We start from the raw sequence: 23,464 nt of genomic DNA, 5'->3' as shown, positions 1-23,464 counted from the left end.
CTACCTCCATTTTCGTTGCCGCATTTGCTGCAGGGTGTTGGCGATGGCTGCGTTGCCCAGGCCGGGCACCGCCTCCGGCATGAATTCGTACACGATCACTTCCGCCTCGGTCGCGACCTGCTGCAGCACTTGCTGCGCCAGGTCCATGGTGCAGGGGCGCGGCAGGCGCGAATGCACGTCCAGCATCAGGCCGTTGTGCTTGACGCCGCAGGCCACGTGCACTTCCTTCACGTGGCGGCCATCGAGTTCGGCGAGGAAGGCCTGTATGTCGAGCGCATGGTTATGTTCATCGCATTCCAGGTTGTACACGTCCAGCACCAGGCCGCAGCCGCTGTCGCGCGCCACCGCGTTCAGGAAACCGGCGTCGCTGTAGTCGGCCGGGCAGTCCGGCACCACGTGCACGATGTTCTCCAGCAGGAAGGGCAAGCCGTAGCGCTGCTGCAGGCACCAGGCCCGCTGCGCCACCAGCTCCGCTGCCTGCTCAGTGCGCGGCATGGCCAGCATGATGCCGAGATGTTCGCCGTCGACCCGCGTAAAGCCAAGGTGCTCGCTGTGCCAGCGCACCCGCACCTGGTCCATCAGTTCGTCGAGCAGGTGCAGGTAGGTCGGCGACCAGCCATCGTGCGAGCCGATGGACAGGCTGACGCCATGCACCACGATGGTTTTTTCGCGGTCGATGTTTTTCAGTTCGGCCAGGATGCCCTTGTCCAGCGAGATCCGCTCGCCATCGGCCACCGACATGGTTTCCGGCGTGACTTCGATGATGTCCACGTGCGGCAGCATCATCTCCAGCAACGCCGGATCGCGCCCCTCATAGCTGACGCCCACGCCCAGGGCAGGGCGCGGGTCGTGCGCAGGCAATTCAGCCGCGGAGTTCATGTTCCAGCACCGCGCCTTCGATGTGCGGCACCTCGCGCAGCACGCGGCCGATCGACGGGTCGCCGCGCAGGAAAGTCAGGTCGAAGCCGGTCAGGCCGCAGTTGCAGCCGCCTTTCGGCACCATCTGGGACACGGCGATATCGAGCGCCTTGTGCAATTCTTCCAGGGTGACCTTGCCTTCGCTGACGACGATTTTGATATGGTTTTTCTTGGAATTGGTGTGGCGCAGTTCTTCCATGACGATCTCCAGGCGGTCCGGTATTGAAGAGGGGCGGGCCCTTCGGACCAGGCTATGGACCGCGCCCCGTGCTTTCCATGGGAGTCACTTTAGGCCGAGGACAGGCGCGGCGAATTGGTACTGGCACCCAGATTCCGGATCGCCAGCACCTAGTTTTTGTGCAGCGAGGTGGGCGGCCGGCGCAGCAAGTCGAGGCGCGTGGTGGCGCCCAGCTTGCCGAGCAGGGTTGAAACGTGGTGTTCGATGGTGCGTTCGGAACGGCACAGGCGCTGGGCGATTTCAAGGTTGCTGAGGCCATCGAGCAACAGTTCCAGCACCTGGGCTTCACGGCGGGTCAGGCCGCTCGGGTGCTGGCGCGCTGCTGCGTAGGGACCGCGCCGCGGCTTCGGCAGCTGGGCCTGGGCGCCGCAGGCGCGGGCGCGCTGCCGCGCCAGCGCAGCCGCCGGTGCGGCGCCGATCTGTTCCAGCAGGGCGACTGCCTTGGGCATGGCTTGCGCAGCCGCGTCGCCGGGCAGGTCGAGCAAGGCCAGCGCTGCTTCGAATGGCAGGCCCAATGCCAGCCAGGCGTCGCAGGCAGCCTGCCCATTGCCGGCCGCTTCCGCGGCGCGCGGCGGCGGTGTCCAGCCTGCCGGCCCGCCTTCCACGGCGATTGCCGCCCGGCGCCGCCAGGCGCCGACTGCCGCCAGGTCCCAGGCGTTGACGCCGGACAGGTCGAACTGGCCGATCTCGTCCAGCCAGCGCCGGCAACTGTCCAGGTCCTGCACTTGCCAGGCCGCTTCCGCAAGGGCCAGCAGCACCGGCAGCAAGCGCTGCGATTCGCCGGTGGCACGCGCCCATTGCAGCGCTTCCTGCAGGCAGCGTGCGGCATCCTGTTCGCCCTGGCGCGACAGGGTCCGCCCGAGTACCGTCAAGGCAGGCAGCCGCATCACCAGGCTCAGGTCGGGCAGGGCGAGCACCTGCCGCGCCAGCGCGGCGGCCTGGGCGAACTCACCCTTGTCGAGATGGAGCTGCGCCTGCCAGCCGGTCAGGTAGTGCACCCAGGCGTCCAGTTCATGTTCGCGATGGTAGGCGAGGCCCTCGGCCAGCAGGCGTTCGGCCAGGGCAAACTGCTTGAACACGACAGCGTATTCCACCCAGTTGCTATAGATGCGCGCCGCGTGTTCGTGCAGGTGCTGTTCCAGGGCGCATTGCAAGCCGTCGGCCAGGTCTTGCTGGCCGCCGTCGTCGCCCAGGAACAGCTTTGCGCTGCCGATATTGGTCAGCGCATGGACGCGCGTGTCATGGTCGTGCAGCGCGGTAGCCAGTTCCAGCGCCAGGCGGCCCCATTCGATGGCGGACGCCGGATGGTTCTGCAATAGCTGGTGCTGCGAACGCATGCTGTAGGCCATGGCCAGCTCTTTGCTGTTCGGCAGTTGCTCGAGCGTGCGGATCGCTTCCAGCCCGTAGCGTTCCGCTTCCTTTGCCTCGCCGCGGTACCAATGGGTGCGTGCCAGCCAGCGCAGGTTCAGGCCGACCTTGTCCGGCCGCTCCACGCTTTGCCACAGGGCGATAGCCTTTTGCCGCGCCTCGATCAGGCGCTCGTCGATGCGCAGCAGGCCCGCCTCGTAAGCCCAGTCCTCGTAAAGCTGGGCAGCTTCGCCGGTCCAGCCGACCGCGTCGACGAACTGCAGTGCGCTGGCCAGGTGGGCCGCCGCCTGCCTGTGGGCGCCCAGGCGCGCCGCCTGGCGTGCCGCGCGCGGCGCCAGTTGCAGCACCATGTGCGCATCCTGCGCTCCGGTTGCGTGATGCACGAGCCGCGCCAGTTCGACCCGCGCATGGGGCGGCGCCTGCTCGGTCAGGGCTTTGCACAGGCGTTTGTGCAGGGCGCGGGTGGCGCCGGGGCGCAGTCCGCTCAACAAGGCCTGGCGCGCCAGCTCGTGGCGGAACGACAACAGGCCGGGGCTGGCGCGCTGCAGCAGGCCGCTGTCCACGCTGCAGTCGATCGCATCGTGCCCGTCCTCGCCGAGCAGGGCTTCGAGCAGCCACTCTTCCAGTGCGACGGGGCTGACGCTGACCAGTTCCAGCACGGTGCGCACCTGTGCGTCCAGGCGCGATGTGCGGGCCCAGACCGCGTCGCGCACCGAGGCCGGCAAATGGCCGGGCGAACGGTTGCAGTCGCTCAGCAGTTCGGAAAGGAAGAAGGGATTGCCGCAAGTGACGCGGTATAGCTCGGAGGGATCGCAGCCGGCATCGCGCGCGAGAGTGGCGACCGCTTGCGGCGACAGGGGCGGCAGGTCGATGCGCTGGGTGCTGGCGGGAGGCAAGTCGCCCGCCCAGCGCCAGAAGGCATGGTCGGGCGGCAGCTCGTCGTTGCGGGCGCTGGCCAGCAGCATGGTGTGCTGGCCGCCGATGCGGCGCGCCAGGTATTTCAGCAGGTCCAGCGTGGCCTGGTCGGCCCAGTGCAGGTCCTCGCACATGACCAGCACCGGCCGCGGTTGGGCGGCAAGGTGGCCCAGCAGCATCGGCATCAGGACGTCGGGACTGGCGGCGTTGTCGATGGCCGACACCACGTCCTGGCCCAGGGCGGGCGCAAAATCGCGCAAGGGGCCCAGCACGCGCGGCGTGGACAGGTCTTCGCAAGCGCCCTGCAAGACGAAGAACTCGTCCTTCAAGGGGGCAGCAAAGGCTTGCAGCAGGGATGACTTGCCGATGCCGGCTTCACCCAGCACCAGCGCCATCCCGCCCGCACCTGAGCTAACGCGGCTGGCAAGCCGCTGCAAATCCTGCAATTGCCTTTCGCGCTCGAGCAGCATCTGGCTCTCCTCACTGCCATCATATTCCTGTCAGCGCAAAGAGATTCTCACCAATCGTAACGTGCGTCAGAACTTGTATGAAGCGGTCAGCTTGTAGGTGCGCGGATCGCCGTAGTAGGTGGTGACGGTGTTGAAGAAGCCGCCGAAGGCATAGCCGGCCACCTTGTAGCGCTTGTCCGTCAGGTTGCGGCCGTGCAGGCCGATTTGCAGGCGGCGGTCGGCGCTGGTCCATACCAGGCCGGCATCCCACAGCGTGAAGCCGCCCTGGGCCAGCATCTGGTTCTGCGGCACCAGTGCATCCATCGAGGCGATGCCGGTCAGGCGCACGATCTCGGCCTGGTACACCTTGTCCTTGTAGGACAGGCTGTTGTTGAAGCTCATGTTGCCGCCACGGCCGAACAGGCTGACCGGCCATTCATAGGTCGCGCCCAGGTTGGCCGACTTTTTCGGCGTGTTCTGGAATTCCGCGCTTTGCGCCACATTGACCAGGGTGGCGCCGCTGGCCACCATCCATTCCTTGTACTCGGCATCGATGTAGCTCAGCATGCCGTTCAGCGACAGTCCATCGGTCACGCGGGCAATCGCTTCCAGTTCCAGGCCCTTGATCTTGGCCTTGCCGGCGTTGGTCAGCGTGCCGGCGAAACCGTTCACCTGGCCTTGTGCATTGAAAGTCGGGATCGAGCCCGGGATCTGGACGTTCTTGTAGTCGGTGTAGAACACCGCCGCATTGGTCTGCAGGCGGCCGCTGTTCAGCGACGATTTCAAGCCCAGTTCAACGGTATCGACTTCTTCCGGATTCACGCCCTTGCGCTTCTCCAGCGAGGCCGGGGTGTTCGGGCCGCCGGTTGCCGTCAGGTCCATCCGCGGATCGAACATGCCGCCCTTGAAGCCGCTCTGGTAGCTGCCGTACACGTTGTGTTCCGGCGACAGCTTCCAGCCAAAGCCCAGTTTCGGGGTGAACTTCCTGTCCTTGCGGTGCAAGTCACCCTTGCCGAGGTCCGTATTCGGCGCCAGCCCCACGGCGGCGGGATTGCCCAGGTTGGGCGAACCGGCCAGGCCGAGGTAGGTGCGCTTGTAGATGGCGGCTTCGCGCTCGTCATCGGTCCAGCGGCCGCCGATGCTGACGTTGAAGTTGTCGGATACGCTATAGCTGGCGTCCGCGTAGACGGCCCAGGTCCTGGAATCGATATCGTCGCGGGTCAGCAGCGACAGGCCGCCGGCCGCGTTGTACAGCACGTCGAATTCGTTGAAGGCATTGGTCTTCATGTAGAACAGGCCGGCCACGCCCTGCCATTTGGCGCCGGTGTAGGTGAGCTGGAATTCCTGGCTGTCCTGCTTGTCGCTGTAGATGGCGGGCGCTTCCCACAGCGGCGCGTTCAGGGAATCGAAGTCGATCGGGGCGTAGGACCTGGACGAACGGTGCGCGGTGACCGACTTGAACATGGTTTCCGCATTGATGTTGTAGTCGATGGTCAGCGAGGCGCCCTTGGTGGTCACCTGCTGCTCATGGCCATTCACCTTGTACAGGTTGGCGCGCGTGTCATAGGCGCCTTCCAGCGGCGGTTCGTTGCCCGGCGGCGGGCCATTCAGCAGGCGGTAGCCTTGCTTTGGCTCGGAATCGTCTTTGGTGTAATCCGCCGCGAGACGGATGAACAGGTCGCTGTTCGGCACTAGTTCCGCGCTGATGCGGGCGGCATTAACGTCCTTGTTATAGTTCTCGCGGCCGTTGATCACATTCTTGCCGAAGCCATCGCGATTGAAGGTGCCAACCGTGCCGCCAATGCGCAGGATGTCGCTGACCGGGGTGCTGCCTTTCAGGACCAGGTCGCGCTGGCTGTAGTTGCCAAGCGCCCCCTTGATTTCGAAAGTCGGGTTAGGGGACAGCTTGCGGGTCACATACTTGACTGCGCCGCCGATGGTGTTGCGGCCGTACAGCGTGCCTTGCGGGCCGCGCAGCACTTCGATGCGTTCCAGGTCGTAGATGTCGGTCAGGGCGCCTTGCGGGCGGGCCAGGTAGACGTCGTCCAGGTAGATGCCGACGCCTTGCTCGTAACCGGCAACAGGATCTTGCTGGCCGATGCCGCGAATGAAGGCGGTGAGGGTGGTGTTTGTGCCGCGCGAAGCCTTGAGCGTGGTATTGGGCACGATGTCGGTCAGGGCGGTGATGTCGGGCAGCGCTTTCTTGTCGAGTTGGGCGCCGGACAGCGCGGTCACGGCTCCCGGCACGTCCTGGATCAGCTCTTCGCGCTTGCGGGCGGTAACGATCACCCGGTCCATCCCGCCTTCGGCCTTCTCACCGCCGGCGCTTTGCGCCAAGGCCGGGTGGGAATAAATGGCGGGAAGCGTCATCATCACGGCTGCTGCCGAGCGTCGCAGCATGAAATTGTGTTTCGACACGCGCATCAAAGTCTCCTCAGGTTTTGTTATGCGAGGAGTGTGCATGTTTTGCCAACTGTGCGAAACTGACAGGGTTGCACTCACGTTGTGCAATTTTGCACAGAATCGCCAGTTGTGATATTTCAAATTCAAAAAGAACTAATCCGTCCTGATATAGCTGCGTCGCGGCGGCCTGGCTGCTTGCTATCCTCTGCCGAAAAACGCATCCTGGAGGGACGATGGCGGCAACAAATGAAACCCGGCGCAAGGTGTTCCTTGGCTTGTTGGGCAGTGCCGCGGGCATGGCACTCGGCGGTGGCGCCGGGGCCCGCGCGATGGTCGACCAGGCCACCAGGGTATTCCGCCTTGATGGCGGCGGCGTCACCTATGCGTTTGGCATCAATGCCGGCGGGCAGGTGCAATCGCTGTATTGGGGCGCTGCGCTTGCTGCCAGCGACAGTCTTCCTGCGGCAGTTCCGGTCGAAGCCAATTCGTCGAACGAGATGGCGCCTGGCCTGACGCCATACGAGTTTGCGGGATTTGGTGGCGGCTTGACAACGGAGCCGGCATTGAAGGTCCGCTTCCCCGACGGCGTGCGCGACCTCGACCTGCGCTATGCCGGCCATCAGGACAAAGGAGACAGCCTTGTGCTGCAGTTGCAGGACGCGAAGCGGGCCGTCCGCGTCGCCTTGACTTACGCGATGGACGAAGCGACCGGGATCCTCGCGCGCTCCGCCGTGGTGGAAAACCGGACGGGCAACTGGATTCAGGTGGATCAAATGGCGGCTGCCTGCCTGAACCTGCCTTACAGCGACGATTACCGGTTGTACTTCCTGTCCGGCCGGTGGGCCGGGGAATTCATGCTGCAGACCCGCGCGATCACGCCGGGCGCGTTCGTGCTGGAAAGCCGCAAGGGCGTCACCTCGCACCAAATCAATCCATGGATTGCGGTGAGCCGCGCCGCAACCGGCGAAGAGTCCGGCCCGGTGTGGTTCGGAGCACTGGGCTGGAGCGGCAACTGGCGCATCAACGTCGAGATGGATGCCATGGGCGGGGTGCATGCCACTGCCGGCTACAACCCGTTCGACTTCAGCTACCGCCTTAAGCAGGGGGAGAGCTTGGCGTCGCCGGTCTTCCATGCCGGCTTTTCCAACGAGGGATTTGGCGGGGCTTCGCGCGTATTCCATCGCTACCAGCGAGAAAAGGTCTTGCCGCACGCGCCAAGGCCACGCCTGCGGCCAGTCCTTTACAACTCGTGGGAAGCGACCTTCTTTGACGTGAATGAAGCAGGGCAGGTGGCGCTGGCCGAAAAAGCGGCCAGCATCGGCGTCGAGCGTTTTGTGGTAGACGATGGCTGGTTTGGTGCGCGCGACAGCGACAAGGCCGGGCTTGGGGATTGGGTGGTCAACCTGAAGAAGTTTCCCAGTGGCCTGGGGCCGCTGATCAAGCGCGTGAATGGCCTGGGCATGCAGTTCGGGCTCTGGGTCGAGCCGGAAATGGTGAATCCGGACAGCGATCTGTATCGCGCCCATCCCGACTGGGTCATCAATTTCCCCGGCCGGCAGCGCTCCGAGGCCCGTAACCAGCTGGTGCTTAACCTGGCGAGGAAGGACGTCTGCGAACACTTGCTGAAGGTGCTGGATGCACTGCTCTCCAGCCACAATATCGAATACCTGAAATGGGACCATAACCGCGCCTGGTCGGAACCCGGCTGGCCGGAAGTGGCGCCGGACGACCAGCAGCGGCTTTACGTGGCCTACGTCGACAACCTGTACAAGCTGCTGGCCGGGCTGCGCCGCCGGCATCCGAAGCTTGAGATCGAATCCTGCGCCAGCGGCGGCGGCCGGGTCGACCTGGGCATCATGAAGCTCACCGAACAGGTCTGGACCTCGGACAATACCGATCCGTACGACCGCCTCGTCATCCAGGACGGATACAGCCATGCCTATGCTCCTGCCGCGATGATGGCATGGGTGACGGATTCGCCGAACTTCGTGAACAAGCGCGTGACTTCGCTGGAGTACCGCTTCCTGTCGGCCATGCAGGGCGGGCTTGGTATCGGCGCCAACCTCAATCACCGGCAGGACGAGGATTTCGCCAAGGCCCGGCGCCTGGTCGAAGCATACAAGCAGGTTCGCGCGACGATCCAGCTTGGGAACCTCTATCGCCTGGTATCGCCGGGGAACGGCTCGCCGCGCTCGGCCACGCTCTCCGTGTCGCATGACCGCAAACAGGCCGTGCTGTTCGCCTTCCTGCACTCCAGCATGTTGCGTTCTGCGCAAAAGACGATCCAGCTGCGCGGACTGGACGCCAGCGCCGTCTACTCGCTGCGCCCGATCGCCGGCTCCGCGGCGGCAGGAACCGTTGCCAAGGCAAGCGGCGCCTACTGGATGGGACATGGATTGAAGGTAGCGCTTGAGGGCGATTTCCAGGCTGCTGCGTTCGTGCTGGAGGCCGTGTCCTAAGCGGGGCTGCGCTTGAGGCTCGCCTGGTAACGGCGAGCCTCTTGCCAGAAAGCCCTTGCGACCGGCGAAAGCCGGCTCTCATCGAGGCAGGCCAGCCCAATGCGCCTGGATGCGCCAGGAACGATGGGGCGCAGGACCACGCCTTCATAGTATTGCGGAAGCGCCAGCCTTGCCAGTATCGAGATGCCTTTCCCGCTCGCGACCAGTTCAAGGATGGACATGAGCTGAACCAGTTCGTAACTGGTTTGCGGGCGCAAGCCGTTCTTTTCAAACAGTCTCGTGACCAGGGCTTGCGAACCTGCGCGCGTCAGGATGAATGGCTCGCTCGTCATCGCCTTGAGCGGCACGGTTTCCAGCCGCGCCAGGGGATGCCTGGAAGGCAGGACTGCTACCAGTTCGTCGACGGCCAGGGTTTGCGTATCGAAGTCCCGTTTGGGAAGCGTGAGCGCGGCCAGCTCCAGGCGACGTTCGACCAGGTCCTGCGAGGTTTGCTCGTCAGGCTTTTCCGTGACAACGACCTCCACGCCGGGATAGCGCGCCTTGAAGCGCTCCAGTAGCGGCGGCAGGACCCTGATCGTTGCGCTGGCCCCGAAGGAACCCAGGCGCAGCAGCCCTGTCCTGAGCTCCGCCCCAGCCAGCGCCGTTGCCTGCGCCAGCTGGAGTGAAGCGAAGACGTCGCGTACGTGGGGCAAGACTTGTTTGCCGGTATAGGTAAGTGCCATGCCAGGCGCATTACGGTCGACCAGCTCGGTGCCGAGCGCAGTTTCCAGCGCGCGCAGTGCATGGCTGGTGGCCGAGGGCGACATGCCAAGCTTGGCGCCGGCGCCGGCGATGCCGTCCGAGGACACGAGCGCCAGAAGCAATTCGAGTTGACGAAGTGTAGGAGAGGGCATTGGCCGGTATTGAAATCAAATTCAATTGTGGATGAATTTGATGAAGAATACGATAAGCCACTGTTCGCAACAACACTTGTTTTCGCAATGAGCACTATCCTGGTATCGCTTTGGCCGCTGTTTTTACTGATCGTGGCTGGCTACTATTTGAAGCAAGCAGGTTTTCCCGGTGAGGGCTTCTGGCCGGGCGCAGAACGCTTCAACTATTTCATCCTGTTTCCCGCCCTGCTGTTTGGCAGCCTGGCGGCTGCGCCATTGGACAACCCGGCCTTGCCCCGGCTGCTCGCGGCGACGATGCTGGCCTTGTTGGCATGCGGCGCGGGATTGCTGTTTTTCCGAGCGCTGAAAGGCTGGCCTGCCGCGCGTTTTGGCGTCATGTTGCAAGGTATCCTGAGGTTCAACACCTACCTTGGCCTGGCAACCGTCGGCAGCTTGTATGGCAAGCAAGGCATGCTGCTGGCGAGTGTCCTGCTTGCCTTGCTGGTGCCTACCGTGAATGTGTTGTCCGTCCTGGCCCTGTCGGCCGACAGTGGCGTGAACCTCAAGTCGCTCGCCGTTGCCCTTGCAAAGAATCCATTGATCCTGTCCTGCTTGGCCGGAGTGTGCCTGAATCTCACCGGATTGCACCTGGATTGGGGCGCGGATCGCCTGCTGGCATTGCTGTCCGGTTCCAGCCTGCCCCTCGGCCTCTTGTGCGTGGGAGCCGCTTTGAAGCCCAGCGAGCTGCGCGGCCAGCTCGCCGCAATGGTTTCAAACAGCGCGGCGCGGCTGTTGCTGGTTCCGCTGGTGGCCTGGCTGAGCGCGCGCTTGCTCAAGCTGACCGGCACCGAGACGGCAATCATGGTGCTGTTCTTTGCCTTGCCAACGGCGCCAACTTCCTATGTACTGACGCGGAAAATGGGCGGAGACGGCCATCTCATGGCCGGCATCATCTCGCTGCAAACCCTGTTGTCCGCAATCAGCCTGCTGGCGATATTGGCGCTTGCCACATGACGCGCTTATACCAGGGCTGGCCCGGTTCCAGGGCCTGGTAGGCGCCAGCAAGCGGCTCGTCCGGGGCAATCTCCCGGTCGAGGCCAAGGGTGCCGAAGGGAACCAGGCTGTCGTGGAATAGCTGCAGCACGCGCTGGCGCAGCAGGGGGCCGAAGTCGGGCAGGGCGCGCTGGCAGGCGATCAGGTTGAATTCGTTGAACGAGGCGTCCGTGACAAGGTTGTACTGGGCCCAGGTGATGTGGCTGCGCAGCGATGGCGCCAGCATCGCGCGTCCTCCCTGCACGTTGAAGTAATTGGCCAGCCGCCCCTTTCCGCCGGCCTGCTGGTAGCTTTCCTGCGCCCCTTCGAGCTCACCTTCCGGCAGCCAGGCCGATGCCGCTTCGTCCAGCATCTCGTCGCTGGCGACGGTGGCATAAATTTCGGCGTGGGACAGCAGGCCCATTTCGGCCAGTATGATGGCCAGCGTCCAGGCCTGGCCCGCGCCGGCGCAATCGGCCAGCCAGACGCGGGGCAGGGCGGCGCCGCGCAGGGAATGCTCGGCGGCCTCGCGCAGCATGAGCGCTTCCGCAGGATTGTCGAACAGCGCCGCGGGCGGCACGTGCAGGGCGCGCAGCAGGGCGCTGGACGTTGCCGGATCGTGCAGGACCTGGTCCTGCACCTGCGACAGCGTAGCCAGGCCGCACTGCTGCATGAAGGCGAGCACCTTTTGCTTCAGCGGCGCGCGCTCGTGCAAGCGGAAATCGAAACCGAAGCGGCGCACCAGCGCTTCCAGCAGCAGCTCCAGTTCGAGTTCTTCCAGCTCCGGCGCCGTGTTGCGGCGCAGTTCTCCGTTGGCGCCCATCAGTGCAGCCAGACCCGCATCAGCGACAGCAGCTGCGCCACATCGACCGGCTTGGTGATGTAGTCCGAAGCGCCGGCAGCAATGCACTTGTCGCGGTCCCCCTTCATTGCCTTCGCCGTCAGCGTGATGATCGGCAGCGAGCGGAATTTGGGGATGCGGCGGATGGCGCGCATGGTGTCGTAGCCGTCCATTTCCGGCATCATGATGTCCATCAGGACGATCTCGATGCTTGGATCTCGTTCCAGCACTTCGATGCCGTCGCGCCCATTCTCGGCGAAGGAAACCAGCATCTGCTGGCGCTCCAGCAGCGACGACAGGGCAAAGATGTTGCGCAGGTCGTCGTCGACGATCAGCACCTTGCGCCCCGCCAGGCCGGCATCGGCAGCATGCACTTCCTCCAGCATGCGGCGCTGGGCTTCCGGCAGGTTGGCCTGCGAACGGTGCAGGAACAGGGCGGTTTCGTCGAGCAGTCGCTCCGGCGAACGGGCGTCCTTGATGACGATGGTCTTGGCGTAGCGCTTCAGCTTTGCCACTTCCTTGCGGTTCAATTCCTTGGCGGTGTTGATCACGATCGGCAGGTCGCGCAGGCGCTGGTCCTTGCCGATCAGGTCCAGCAGCTCGAAACCGCTGATGTCGGGCAGCGTCAGGTCCAGCACCATGCAGTCGAAGTGCGAGGCATGCAGCGCAGCCAGGGCGTCCTGGCCGGTGCCGACGGCCGTGATGTCGACGTCGGTGTCGCCGATCAGCTTGACGATGGCATCGCGCTGGTTTTCCTCGTCATCCACCACCAGCAGGTTGCGCTTGCCGCCGATCAGGAAGCGCTGGATACGCATGAACTCCTCGTTCAGGTCCTCCTTGCTGACCGGCTTGTTCAGGTAGGAGATGGCGCCGGAGCGCAGCGCACGCTCGCGTTCGCGCAGGCTGGACATCACATGCACCGGGATATGGCGGGTGCTCGGGTCGCGTTTCAGGCGCTCCAGCACGGTGAAGCCATCGATGTCCGGCAGGTCCAGGTCAAGCAGGATGGCGGAAGGCAGGTAGTCGCGCGCCAGGCTCAGGGCCCAGTCGCCCTGGTGGGTCACGATGCCCTTGAAGTTCTTTTCGCGCGCGAAGTCCAGCACCACCTTGGCAAAGCGCTCGTCATCCTCGACGATCAGCACTGATGGATCGCCCGGAGTGGTCAGGCCCCGGTCGTCAATGGTCGAACCGTAGATTTGCTCGTCCGGCTCGACTTCCTGCTGTTGCTGCGGCTGCGCGTACACAACGGCCGGCGTTGCCACGATCGGCGTGGAGGTTGCTGCCGGCGCGGGCAGGCGCGGCATGGCCGGCTGGCGTGCCGTTTCGTAGTACACGAAACCGGAGCGGTTATACGGCAGGAACAGCGTGAAAGTCGAACCCGCGCCCACGGTGGATTCCACCCGGATCTCGCCACCCAGCAGGCGCGCCAGTTCGCGCGAAATCGACAGGCCCAGGCCCGTGCCGCCGTATTTGCGGGCGGTGGAACCGTCAGCCTGCTGGAAGGCCTCGAAGATCAATTGCAGCTTGTCGGCTGCGATGCCGACGCCGGTGTCGCTGACCGAGAAGGCCAGCACGGCGTCGGCATTGCCCAGGTTCGGATGGTCGGCGCTCCAGCCGCTTTGCACCAGCGCGATGCCCAGCGATACCTGGCCGTGGTTGGTGAACTTGAAGGCGTTGGACAGCAGGTTTTTCAGCACTTGCTGCAGGCGCGTGGTATCGGTCATCAGGGAGGCCGGGAGGTTGCCGCCAAGTTCCACGGTGAAGCCCAGGTGCTTGGCCTCCGCCATGTGGCGGAAGGTGCGCTCCACATAGCTGCGCAGGTTGGCGAAGCGGTATTCCGACACGTCCAGCGTGACGGTACCGGATTCGATCTTCGACAGGTCCAGGATGTCGTTAATCAAGGTAAGCAAGTCGGAGCCGGAGCCGTGGATGGTCTTTGCGAACTCCACCTGCTTGCCGGACAGGTTGCCTTCCGGGTTGTCGCCCAGTTGCTGCGCCAGGATCAGCAGCGAATTCAAAGGCGTGCGCAGCTCGTGCGACATATTCGCCAGGAACTCGGACTTGTACTTGGACGACAGGGCCAGCTGGGTCGCCTTTTCCTCCAGCGCCAGTTTCGCCTGTTCCACCTCGCGGTTCTTGCGCTCCACCTCGATGTTCTGTTCGGACAGCAGGCGGGCCTTTTCCGCGAGTTCCTGGTTGGTCTGTTGCAGCTCCTGCGCCAGCGACTGCGACTGGGTCAGCAGCGATTCGGTCCGGCTGTTTGCCTCGATGGTATTCAGCACCACGCCGATCGACTCCATCAGCTGGTCGAGGAAGGACAGGTGGGTTTCGGTGAAGCGGTCCAGCGAAGCGATCTCGATCACCGCCTTCACCTGCTGCTCGAACAGGATAGGCAGCACCACGATATTGGTCGGCGGCGCCGCGCCCAGGCCCGAGCTCACCACGATGTAATCGCGCGGCACATCGGTCAGCCAGATGCGCACTTTCTCCAGCGCGCACTGGCCCACCAGGCCTTCGCCCGGCAGGAAGGAAGTCGGCAGCTTGCGCGAAGAGCGGTAGCCGTAGCTGGCGATCATGCGCAGGCGGGCGTCGGCCAGTTGCGAGTCCATCATGTAGAACACGCCGTGGTGGGCCGACACCAGCGGCGCCAGCTCGGACAGGATCAGCTTTGTCACCGCCTGCAGGTCGCGCTGGCCCTGCAGCAGGCGGGTGAAGCGCGCCAGGTTGGTTTTCAGCCAGTCCTGCTGCGCATTCTTCTGCGTGGTTTCCTTCAGGTTGCGGATCATCTCGTTGATGTTGTCCTTCAGGTAGGACACCTCGCCGCGCGCTTCCACCTGGATGGAACGGGACAAGTCGCCGCGCGTCACGGCGGTTGCCACTTCCGCAATGGCGCGCACCTGGTTGGTCAGGTTGGCCGCAAGCTGGTTCACGTTCTCGGTCAAGTCCTTCCACGTACCGGCCACGCCGGACACGTTGGCCTGGCCGCCCAGCTTGCCCTCGGTGCCCACCTCGCGCGCCACGCGGGTCACTTCCGACGCGAAGGAAGACAGCTGGTCCACCATCACGTTGATGGTGTCTTTCAGCTCAAGGATCTCGCCCTTCACGTCCACGGTAATTTTCTTCGACAGGTCGCCGCGCGCCACGGCGGTGGTCACCGCCGCGATATTACGCACCTGGCCCGTCAGGTTCGACGCCATGAAGTTCACGTTGTCGGTCAAGTCCTTCCAGGTGCCGCCCACGCCCGGCACATAAGCCTGGCCGCCCAGCTTGCCCTCGGTGCCGACTTCGCGCGCCACGCGGGTCACTTCGGATGCGAAGGAGGAAAGCTGGTCCACCATCACGTTGATGGTGTTTTTCAGTTCCAGGATCTCTCCCTTCACGTCCACGGTAATCTTCTTGGACAGGTCGCCGTTCGCCACCGCGGTCGTCACCTCCGCGATGTTACGCACCTGGCCCGTCAGGTTGGACGCCATGAAGTTCACGTTGTCGGTCAAGTCCTTCCAGGTGCCGCCGACACCGGACACGTTAGCCTGGCCGCCCAGCTTGCCCTCGGTACCCACCTCACGCGCCACGCGGGTCACTTCCGATGCAAAGGAGTTCAACTGGTCCACCATCACGTTGATGGTGTTCTTCAGTTCCAGGATCTCGCCCTTCACGTCCACGGTAATCTTCTTGGACAAGTCGCCGTTCGCCACGGCGGTCGTCACCTCCGCGATATTACGCACCTGGGAAGTCAGGTTGCCCGCCATCGAGTTCACCGAGTCGGTCAAGTCTTTCCAGGTGCCGGCCACGCCTTTCACCTGCGCCTGCCCGCCCAGCTTGCCCTCGGTACCCACTTCGCGCGCCACGCGGGTCACCTCGGAAGCGAAGGAGGAAAGCTGGTCCACCATCACGTTGATGGTGTTTTTCAGTTCCAGGATCTCGCCCTTCACGTCCACGGTAATCTTCTTGGACAGGTCGCCGTTCGCCACCGCGGTCGTCACCGCCGCGATGTTGCGCACCTGGCCCGTCAGGTTGGACGCCATGAAGTTCACGTTATCTGTCAAATCCTTCCAGGTGCCGCCCACGCCCGGCACGTAAGCCTGGCCGCCCAGCTTGCCCTCGGTACCCACCTCACGCGCCACGCGGGTCACTTCGGACGCGAAGGAACGCAGCTGGTCCACCATCACGTTGATGGTGTCCTTCAGCTGCAGGATCTCGCCGCGCACGTCCACCGTAATCTTCTTGGACAGGTCGCCGTTCGCCACGGCGGTCGTCACCTCCGCGATATTGCGCACCTGGGAGGTCAGGTTGCCCGCCATCGAGTTCACGGAGTCGGTCAAGTCCTTCCAGGTGCCGGCCACGCCTTTCACCTGCGCCTGGCCGCCCAGTTTGCCCTCGGTACCGACCTCCCGCGCCACGCGGGTCACCTCGGAAGAGAAGGACGTCAACTGCTCCACCATGGTATTCGCGGTCATGGCCGCGCGCAGGTACTGGCCCTTCAGCGGATGGCCGTCCACCTCCAGCGCCATGGTTTGCGACAGGTCGCCCTTCGCCACAGCGCCGATCACGCGCGCCATTTCAGTGGTCGGGCGGACCAGGTCATCAATCAGCGTATTGACCGCGCTGATGATGGTCGCCCAGCCGCCCGAGACATGGACGGTTGCCCGCTGCGTCAGGCGGCCTTCGCGGCCCACCACGCGGCTAACCTCGGTCACCGACTTCACCATTCGTTCATTGGTTTCGATGATGTCGTTGAGGGTATCGGCGATCTTGCCCGAGACGCCGGTCCAATCGGAGGGTAAGCGCGCGGAAAAATCGCCTTTTTTCAGGGCCATCAGGGTGGACAGGATGAGCTTGAGGTCCAACTCTTCCGGCAGTTCGGTCATGTCGTTCATTCGACGCTACCTCAGGTATGAAGGTGGAATGCGGGGGGAAGGCTTAATGTCACTCCGGCAGGGGGCGACAGTCAAGTACAAACGTGACAAAAAGCTTCACTTTGTCAACTATGCAACGCGCCGGGAAACATTTTACTAAGCATAACCACGTGCAATTTTCCAACGCGCACGATTGGGCGGCGAAATTCGGGGGCAAAATTCGGGGTCAGGTCTGTCATTTGGACAGCCAGCACGCACCTTTGATTTTTCTCAATACGTCCGTTCGAACGCGTTGATTGCGCGACTGACCGTTTTGACAGAAACTCGTGCATACCGGGCAATCTCTGGCATTGAATAGGCGAGGGAGCGGTAGGCGCGGGCCATCGCTTCCTTGGGATCCCGGTATGTAGCGAAGTATTGTTGCAAGGGCCCTGCAAGTGCGCGCCGTTGGGTCCGCTTTAGCTCCATCAAGTTGCCTTCCGCGCGACTACCCACAACGCGGGCGCAGAATTCTTCGTCTCCAAGCATGAGCTGATTGGAGACAGTAGCAAGGGGACTGGGTCCCCCAATGCCAGCGGCAACGAATTCCTTGTAGGCTTGCCGCGCATCATGCTTATTGCTATTGAAATGTGCGAGCAGAGCTTCGGAGCGCAGCCAAACCGGTCCGTCAACCACACCCATAGTTGCGTTATAGCTGCTCCAAAGCCAATAAGATGGGCATTGCACCATGTTCGCGCGCACCGGGTTGAGTTCGATGTACCGCGCCACTTCCTTCATGTACAGCTCGCGTTGGCAGAGGATCGCCTTGAAGCGTCCCTGAAACACGTGCCCGACAAGCCCGTGAGCGCGGTTGAAGTACTGCGAGTAGCTTCCGTTCAGGTGTCGCATGCCGCGCGAGAGATGCCCGTCAACGGTCTCAAGCAAGATGTGAAAATGATTGCCCATTTGGCAGTAAGCCAGCACGCCAAAATTGAAGCGGTCACAGGTCTCGCCTAATAGCGTAAGCCAGGTCAGCCGATCACTATCAGACCGAAAAATGCGGTCTTTGCGGTCTCCGCGTGCCGTGACGTGGTACAGCGCGTCGCTGAGTTCGATTCTGAGTGGCCGGTTCATGGAAAGAGCATATGCCGCTTTCCATTACCCATAATTGCGATGGCGCAATAAATTGAAGAACACCCGCCAGCGGACATTTCGAGGCGGGTGTTTTGATATTGATCAAAGGTGTGTAGCGACTGTCCAAATGACAGACCTGACCCCGAATTTATTTCAACTGCTTGAGGAGGAAGGCATAGGTCAATGCCCACATCTGGGCTTGCTGGTCGTTGTTGGCGGCGCCGGCGTGGCCGCCTTCGGTGTTTTCCCAGTACAGCACGTCGTGACCCTGGTCTTTCATCTTGGCCACCATCTTGCGCGCGTGGCCGGGATGGACACGGTCGTCGCGGGTGGAGGTGGTGAACAGGACGCGCGGATAGTGCTTGTCCTTGAATACGTTCTGGTACGGGGAGTATTGGCTGATATAGGCCCACTGCGCCGGGTCGTCGGGGTCGCCATATTCACCCATCCAGGAGGCGCCGGCCAGCAGCTTGCTGTAACGCTGCATGTCCAGCAGCGGCACCTGGCAGACCACGGCGTTGAACAGGTCGGGGCGCTGGGTCAGCGCGGCGCCGACCAGCAGGCCGCCATTGCTGCCGCCCATGATGCCGAGGTGGCGCGGGCTGCTGATCTTGCGCTTGATGACGTCTTGTGCGACGGCGATGAAGTCGTCGAAGGCGCGCTGGCGGTGTTCCTTCAGCGCGGCCTGGTGCCAGCGCGGGCCGAATTCACCGCCGCCGCGGATGTTGGCCAGCACGTAAGCACCGCCTTGCTTGAGCCATGCTTCGCCGGTGGTGCCGCTGTAGAAGGGCTTCATCGATACTTCAAAGCCGCCGTAGCCGTACATGACCGTGGGATTCTTTCCGTTCAGCCTGGCCTTCTTGTTCATCAGGACGAAATACGGCACCTTGGTGCCGTCCTTCGATATGGCCATGTGCTGCTGCACTGTGTAGGGCTTGGCGTCGAAGTAGGCGGGCAGGGACTTCAGCGAAGTCCGTTCGTCGTTGCCGGCGTGGGCCAGGTACATCGTGGTCGGGGTCAGGAAGTCCGTCACCGTCAGGAAGTATTGGTCCGATTCGATCGGGTCGAGCGCCTGCACCGCCAGCGTGCCGAAGGCTGGTGCGTCGACCTCGCGCCGTTGCCATTTGCCGTCCACGTGGCGCATTTCGATCAGGCGGTTTTTTACGTTATCGAGCACGTTGAGCAGCATGGCCGAACGGGTGGCGGAAACGCCGTCGAGCGAGCTGCTTGGCGTGGGCGTGAACAGGACTTCGAACCGCCGTTCGCCGGCCATGAAGCGCTTGAAGTCGGCCGCCAGCAGCGAGCCTTGCTTGTAGGTGGCGCCGTTGACAGTCCAGTCGGAGCGCAAGTCGATGATCAACTGGTCGCGCACAGTGTAGGCGTTGGCGTCTTCCGGCTTGTCGATCTTGACCAGTTTGCCGCCCTCGCGCACATACAGCTCGCTGGCGTAAAAGCCGATCTGGCGGTTGATGAACTGGTAGCTATGGCCGGGGGTGAAGTCCTTGTAGGCGCCAACGCCAAGGTCTTCGGTCTTGGCTTCATACAGCGTGAGCGCGGCTTCCAGCGGGGTGCCGCGCTTCCATTCCTTGACGATGCGCGGGTAGCCGGAAGTGGTCATGCTGCCTTCGCCGAAGTCGGTCGAGACGAAGATGGTGTCGGCGTCGATCCAGCCGATATCGCTTTTCGCTTCGGGCAGGTTGAAACCTTCACTCACGAAGCGGCGCGTGGCAACGTCGAATTCGCGCACCACGTGCGCATCGCCGCCGCCGCGCGATAGCTGTACCAGGCATTGTTCGCCTTTCGGGTACAGGCAGGAGACGCCGTGCCATACCCAGTTTTCGTTTTCATCGGCGGCCAGCTTGTCGATGTCGAGCACGGTCTCCCATTGCGGCTCGGCCTTCTGATATTGCTCCAGCGTGGTGCGGCGCCAGATGCCGCGCGTGTGCTGTGCGTCGCGCCAGAAGTTGTAGAAGTAGTCGCCGTGTCTGGTGACGTAGGGGATGCGCTCTTTGGAATTGAGGATGGTCTTCAGGCGTTCGTGGATGCCGGGATAATCGGGCTGCGCCTGCAGTTCTTTCAGGGCGACGGCATTTTGCTCCTTGACCCAGGCCAGCGCCTTGTCGCCGCCGACGTCTTCCAGCCAAAGGTAGGGATCTGCTTTCTGCGCGTGCGCGCCGCCGGCAGCCGCCAGCCCCAGTACTACTCCAGACGCCATTTTTCGATACGAAGGCATTGCTGCTCCTGTTTCTTGGAATCCGATTACTCTACACTAATCGTTTTTTTCTGGAGACCGAATTGAAGAAGTCCATTGTCACTGCTGCCCAGGGAGTGCCCGCGGTTGCGTCACACGCCGCCGCGCCAGAGGTCAAGGTCGTGCAGGAGGAAGGGTTTGTCGACTTTGAGTTTCCGGTACAAAAAGTTGAACAGCTCAAGGATGGAACGCGTTGCGTAGTGGTGCTGGGCAGCCTGGATGGGCAGCCGCTCGGCTTTGCCGTCGAGTTCCACCCGAACTGGGAGGCCAGGCAGCTCGATGGCTCGGAGCAGTGGGTGTATTGGGGGAGCGGTCGCTTTGTAAGCACGGGCGGCGATACCGACCGGTTCGTTGCTGCGCTGGCGCGGCTGTATGGACTGGACGCAGCCGGCCGGCAGGCAAAAGCGAGCGTCGAGGCTGAAGTGGTGGGCCTGGGCAGCGACCCGGCGCTGATGCACACTGCCCCGACCAGGATGAAGTTCTTCTTCCAGGGCGATGGTTCGGAAGCTCAGTACAGCGAAGTCTTCATTCATGCCGACTTGCCGAGGGGCGTCCTGCGGTTCGAAGAAAAAGACCTGGATTACCGGACGCCCCTGGTCGGCAACCTGGCGCAATAATCAGAGCTGGCGGGCTTCAAAGGTATTGCACTGGGCGATTTCGCCCGATTCGATGCCGCGGTTGAACCAGCGCACGCGCTGTGCCGAGCTGCCGTGGGTGAAGGAGTCAGGCATCACTTCGCCGCCTGCCTGCTTTTGCAGCGCGTCGTCGCCGATGGCGGTGGCGGCGTTCAGCGCTGCTTCCACGTCGCCTTTTTCGATGATGCTGCGCGCGCGGTTGGCGTGGTAGGCCCAGACGCCGGCGAAGCAGTCGGCCTGCAGTTCCAGCCGCACCGACAGGGCATTGGCCTGGCGTTCGGAGGCATTGCGCTGGGCGTTATGCACCTTGTCGCTCAGGCCCATCAGGTTCTGTACGTGGTGGCCGACTTCGTGTGCCACGACGTAGGCCTGCGCGAATTCGCCGGGGGCGCGGAAGCGCTGCTCCAGCAGGCGGAAGAAGTCGAGGTCGATGTAGATGTCCTGGTCGCCCGGGCAGTAGAAGGGCCCGGTGGCCGAGCGTCCGGTGCCGCAGGCGGTCTGGATCGCGCCGGTGAAGACCTTCATCTTGGGCATCTGGTAGGTGCCGCCGTTGCGGCGGAACAGGTCCGTCCAGACGTCTTCCGTGTCGGCCAGCACGACCTTCATCAATTTGTATTCGCGGTCGTTGGCTTCGGTACGCGGGCGATGTTGCTGCTGCTGGCTTACCTGGGCCGGGCCACCGCCGCCGCTCAACAGGCCAAGGATGGTCATGGGGTTGACGCCCAACACCCAGCCGCCTATCAGCGCAACGACGATTGTGCCGATACCGATCGATCGGCCGCCGAAACCGAAGCCGCCGCCTCCGCCGCCATCGCCACGGTGATCTTCGACGTTATCGCTTTCCCGGTTACCTTCCCAACGCATTTTTTAACTCCTTGTTTATTTTCGCTAAGTGTAACGCATTGGTGCGCGGGGCAGGCGCACGTAGAATGCCGGGAATGAAGATTGAACGCAAAACGATGGCCCTGGCGCTGGCCGCTGTGATGGTCTTGGCAACTGTGGCGGGCGGCGGCTGGTACTACCTGCGGTTAAAGGAGCGCGGCAGCGTGCCGTGTGCGCAGCAGCCGCCGTCCCAATTCAGCCACTATTGCCTGGCGCAGTCGCAGGCGGCAGCCGATCAGGGCGACCGGGCCGCGATGGCGGCCCTGGTGGAATATTTCGACAAGCGCCAGCCGGCTGAAGCAATCCGCTGGACGCGGGCGGCGGCGAAACTGGGCGAGCCGCGTGCAATCGGGCGGGTGCTGTCTGCATGCGGTGCGGCGGGGCCGTACTCGGTCGAGGAGGCGCAGGCTTTGCTGCCGGCGGCGCCGATGCTGGAAGCATTGAACTTCCGTCTCGGTGGAGCGTGCGCGCCGGCGGATGTGGGGGCTGCGCGCGCCATCGAGCCGGCGCAATTGCTGGCGGTGCAGGACGGCGCTGGCTTGTGCAAGGTAGCGGTGCGCTATGGTTTGCTGCGCCTGTCGCCCGATGGGGCAGCACTGGATTCGCAGGGGGCGCAGCACCTGCTGGCTGAGTGCGAGCGCCGCCAGCAGGTGCCGGCCGCCGCCCGCAAGGAGGCGGAGATGGTGCGGCAGATGCTGGCGCGCGAGATCAATCCGGTCCGTATCAGCGTTGATTGACCCAGACCGGAGCTGACCACAGCTGCTTGCCGTCGTCCTGCGTGATGCGGGCGTAGTAGAAGTGTGGGCCGGGTAGCGGCGTAAAGTTGTGCAGCATGGCGCTCACGCCGGGCAGGGGCTGGACCGCGCCACGACGGCCCGGCACGCCCTCCAGGATCTCGAGCGCCGCGACGCTGCGTCCGGCCGTGCTGGCGTAACGCACTTGCAGTGCGAGCGGGCCACTGTTGTCCATCTGGCTGCCCATCATGTTGTCGTTGGCAGTCAGGGCGATGGCGGCCTGCTTGTCCATCGTCGCGAACACACGGCGGGCGCGGATGGCCTCGAGCAGCGCGTCGACGCTCGGCATCGTACCGGCGGGAAGCAGGATGCCGGTGCGATTGCTGTACGAGGCGCCCCAGTTGGCGCAATGGTTGTCCTGGTCGCTGCTGAACGCAAGGCGGTAGCCGGCTTCCAGCAACTTGCCGCAGGCTTCTTCGTAGAAGCTGTGGCGTGGTTCTCCTTCGTCGAGGCGTTTCGAGAAAGCGTTGCTGTTCATGACTTCGCACAGGGCCATGACGGCGCCGCCATCTTCGCTGAAGGCCAGCGCTTTGCCCTTGATCGGGAACTGGCCGGCACCCGGGTGGTTGAACTGGCCGAGCCAGCCTTGCTGCTTCATCAGCGTGTACAAGGCGGCGTAATCGTTCTTTGGCGTGACCACGTCGGCAAAGGGTTGGCCGCTGGCGCTGCGCTCCCAGCCCAGCAGTGCAGGACTGTTCAGGATATTGAGGTGGCCGCCGCCGCTGATGACGCCCCATTCCATGCCGTACATCGCGACAAATCCCGGGTGCCGGGCGCTGTACTGTTCGGCGCTGGCGATGCCGATACGGTACAGCTGGCGGGCGGCCAGCGGGTCGGCATCGGGATCGCTGCCTTCGCTGCCATCGTACATATGATTGTGTTCCGACGTGAGCAGGAATTGCAGGCCGTGCTGCCGGGCGAAGTGGTAGGCGTCTTCGGGGCCGAACGCGCCTGTGCGGGGCGCCTGGGCGCCGCGGCAGCTGGCGGGATCGCCGCCGCCGTCGCTATGGTTGGTCTGGCTGTGCAGGTTTCCATAGACGATGTCGAAGGCCAGGCCGTCGAAATGCGGCGGCCCGGCGCTGTCCATTGCCGCCGCCGTGGCGGCCTGCAACGGCGCCGGCCGGCCAATTGCGATCGGGCGCTGCTGGCGGATCGGGCCGGCCTGCAGTCGCAGCGTGTAAATGCCGGCGGGGAGGGCGGCCGGCGCGCGCCAGTTCACCGTGGCCCGGCCACTATCTCCACGCAAGACGTGGCGTCCGCGCCACTGCCGGACCAGGCCGCCGCCGGGCCGGTACAGCGCCAACGTCCAGTTCACGTTGCGCGCCGCATTTGCACCGGGAAGTGTAAAGTGCACTATGAAAGTCCGGCTCGCGCCCGGTGCGGCGGGCCGGAAGGCGGCCTCCAGCATGGCATCGAATTCGCGGTGTTCCAATACTGG

General features: G+C 63.6%; 15 protein-coding genes. 4 read left to right on the top strand and 11 right to left on the bottom strand.

The annotated features are described in order from the left end of the window. From ACN9MW_RS19400 to ACN9MW_RS19385, 4 genes are all read right to left on the bottom strand, one after another. Window positions 1–879: a DUF692 domain-containing protein gene (locus ACN9MW_RS19400; RefSeq protein ID WP_426162126.1), complete on the bottom strand. Its 879-nt coding sequence runs from the start codon at window positions 877–879 to the stop codon at window positions 1–3. Beyond that, window positions 863–1,117 (bottom strand): hypothetical protein, encoded by a 255-nt coding sequence (locus tag ACN9MW_RS19395; protein WP_426162125.1) that lies wholly within the window; start codon window positions 1,115–1,117, stop codon window positions 863–865. The genes ACN9MW_RS19400 and ACN9MW_RS19395 overlap by 17 nt, the downstream gene beginning before the upstream one ends. 149 nt (window positions 1,118–1,266) lie before the next feature. Further along, entirely contained in the window at window positions 1,267–3,909 is a 2,643-nt protein-coding gene (locus ACN9MW_RS19390) for an ATP-binding protein (protein WP_426162123.1), read from the bottom strand. A gap of 66 nt (window positions 3,910–3,975) precedes the next feature. Next, window positions 3,976–6,312: a TonB-dependent receptor gene (locus ACN9MW_RS19385; RefSeq protein ID WP_426162122.1), complete on the bottom strand. Its 2,337-nt coding sequence runs from the start codon at window positions 6,310–6,312 to the stop codon at window positions 3,976–3,978. Between the two features lie 212 nt (window positions 6,313–6,524). Here ACN9MW_RS19385 and ACN9MW_RS19380 point away from each other — a divergent pair, with 212 nt between their 5' ends. Continuing rightward, on the top strand, window positions 6,525–8,750 hold the full coding sequence (locus ACN9MW_RS19380) for an alpha-galactosidase (RefSeq protein WP_426162121.1): 2,226 nt from the start codon (window positions 6,525–6,527) through the stop codon (window positions 8,748–8,750). Here ACN9MW_RS19380 and ACN9MW_RS19375 read toward each other — a convergent pair. Continuing rightward, window positions 8,747–9,613 carry a LysR substrate-binding domain-containing protein gene (locus ACN9MW_RS19375; RefSeq protein ID WP_426162120.1) on the bottom strand — a complete coding sequence of 289 codons (867 nt, stop codon included), beginning with the start codon at window positions 9,611–9,613 and terminating at the stop codon, window positions 8,747–8,749. The two genes, ACN9MW_RS19380 and ACN9MW_RS19375, sit on opposite strands and share 4 nt — an antisense overlap. A gap of 117 nt (window positions 9,614–9,730) precedes the next feature. Between ACN9MW_RS19375 and ACN9MW_RS19370 the strand changes: the two genes are divergently transcribed. Beyond that, the gene (locus ACN9MW_RS19370; RefSeq protein ID WP_426162119.1) at window positions 9,731–10,636 is read left to right on the top strand and encodes an AEC family transporter; all 906 of its coding nucleotides are present in this window, start codon (window positions 9,731–9,733) and stop codon (window positions 10,634–10,636) included. Here the strand turns inward: ACN9MW_RS19370 and ACN9MW_RS19365 are convergent. The 4 genes from ACN9MW_RS19365 to ACN9MW_RS19350 all read right to left on the bottom strand — a co-directional run bounded on the left by ACN9MW_RS19365 (window position 10,602) and on the right by ACN9MW_RS19350 (window position 19,697). After that, complete coding sequence (locus ACN9MW_RS19365; protein WP_426162118.1) at window positions 10,602–11,477, bottom strand: CheR family methyltransferase; 876 nt, start codon at window positions 11,475–11,477, stop codon at window positions 10,602–10,604. The two genes, ACN9MW_RS19370 and ACN9MW_RS19365, sit on opposite strands and share 35 nt — an antisense overlap. Beyond that, on the bottom strand, window positions 11,477–16,372 hold the full coding sequence (locus ACN9MW_RS19360; RefSeq protein WP_426162117.1) for a HAMP domain-containing protein: 4,896 nt from the start codon (window positions 16,370–16,372) through the stop codon (window positions 11,477–11,479). Before ACN9MW_RS19360 ends, ACN9MW_RS19365 begins: the two co-directional genes overlap by 1 nt. A 249-nt stretch (window positions 16,373–16,621) precedes the next feature. After that, complete coding sequence (locus ACN9MW_RS19355) at window positions 16,622–17,464, bottom strand: transposase (protein ID WP_426162116.1); 843 nt, start codon at window positions 17,462–17,464, stop codon at window positions 16,622–16,624. A gap of 148 nt (window positions 17,465–17,612) precedes the next feature. Beyond that, on the bottom strand, window positions 17,613–19,697 hold the full coding sequence (locus ACN9MW_RS19350; RefSeq protein ID WP_426162114.1) for a prolyl oligopeptidase family serine peptidase: 2,085 nt from the start codon (window positions 19,695–19,697) through the stop codon (window positions 17,613–17,615). A 62-nt stretch (window positions 19,698–19,759) separates the two neighbouring features. On the opposite strand from ACN9MW_RS19350, the gene ACN9MW_RS19345 reads away from it, so the two are divergent. Further along, complete coding sequence (locus tag ACN9MW_RS19345) at window positions 19,760–20,332, top strand: hypothetical protein (protein ID WP_426162113.1); 573 nt, start codon at window positions 19,760–19,762, stop codon at window positions 20,330–20,332. On the opposite strand, the gene ypfJ is transcribed toward ACN9MW_RS19345, so the two are convergent. Further along, a complete protein-coding gene (gene ypfJ, locus ACN9MW_RS19340) occupies window positions 20,333–21,214 on the bottom strand; it encodes a KPN_02809 family neutral zinc metallopeptidase (RefSeq protein WP_426162112.1) in 882 nt (293 codons plus the stop codon). A 74-nt stretch (window positions 21,215–21,288) separates the two neighbouring features. Between ypfJ and ACN9MW_RS19335 the strand changes: the two genes are divergently transcribed. Next, window positions 21,289–21,969: a hypothetical protein gene (locus ACN9MW_RS19335; protein WP_426162111.1), complete on the top strand. Its 681-nt coding sequence runs from the start codon at window positions 21,289–21,291 to the stop codon at window positions 21,967–21,969. Here the strand turns inward: ACN9MW_RS19335 and ACN9MW_RS19330 are convergent. Continuing rightward, window positions 21,956–23,458: a CehA/McbA family metallohydrolase gene (locus ACN9MW_RS19330; RefSeq protein ID WP_426162110.1), complete on the bottom strand. Its 1,503-nt coding sequence runs from the start codon at window positions 23,456–23,458 to the stop codon at window positions 21,956–21,958. The genes ACN9MW_RS19335 and ACN9MW_RS19330 overlap by 14 nt on opposite strands. Window positions 23,459–23,464 lie beyond the last annotated feature (6 nt).

Source organism: Pseudoduganella sp. R-34, assembly GCF_049904655.1.
GTDB lineage: Bacteria > Pseudomonadota > Gammaproteobacteria > Burkholderiales > Burkholderiaceae_D > Rugamonas.
Note: the sequence above shows the minus strand (reverse complement) of the source record. Positions and strands in the feature narration are given on the sequence as shown.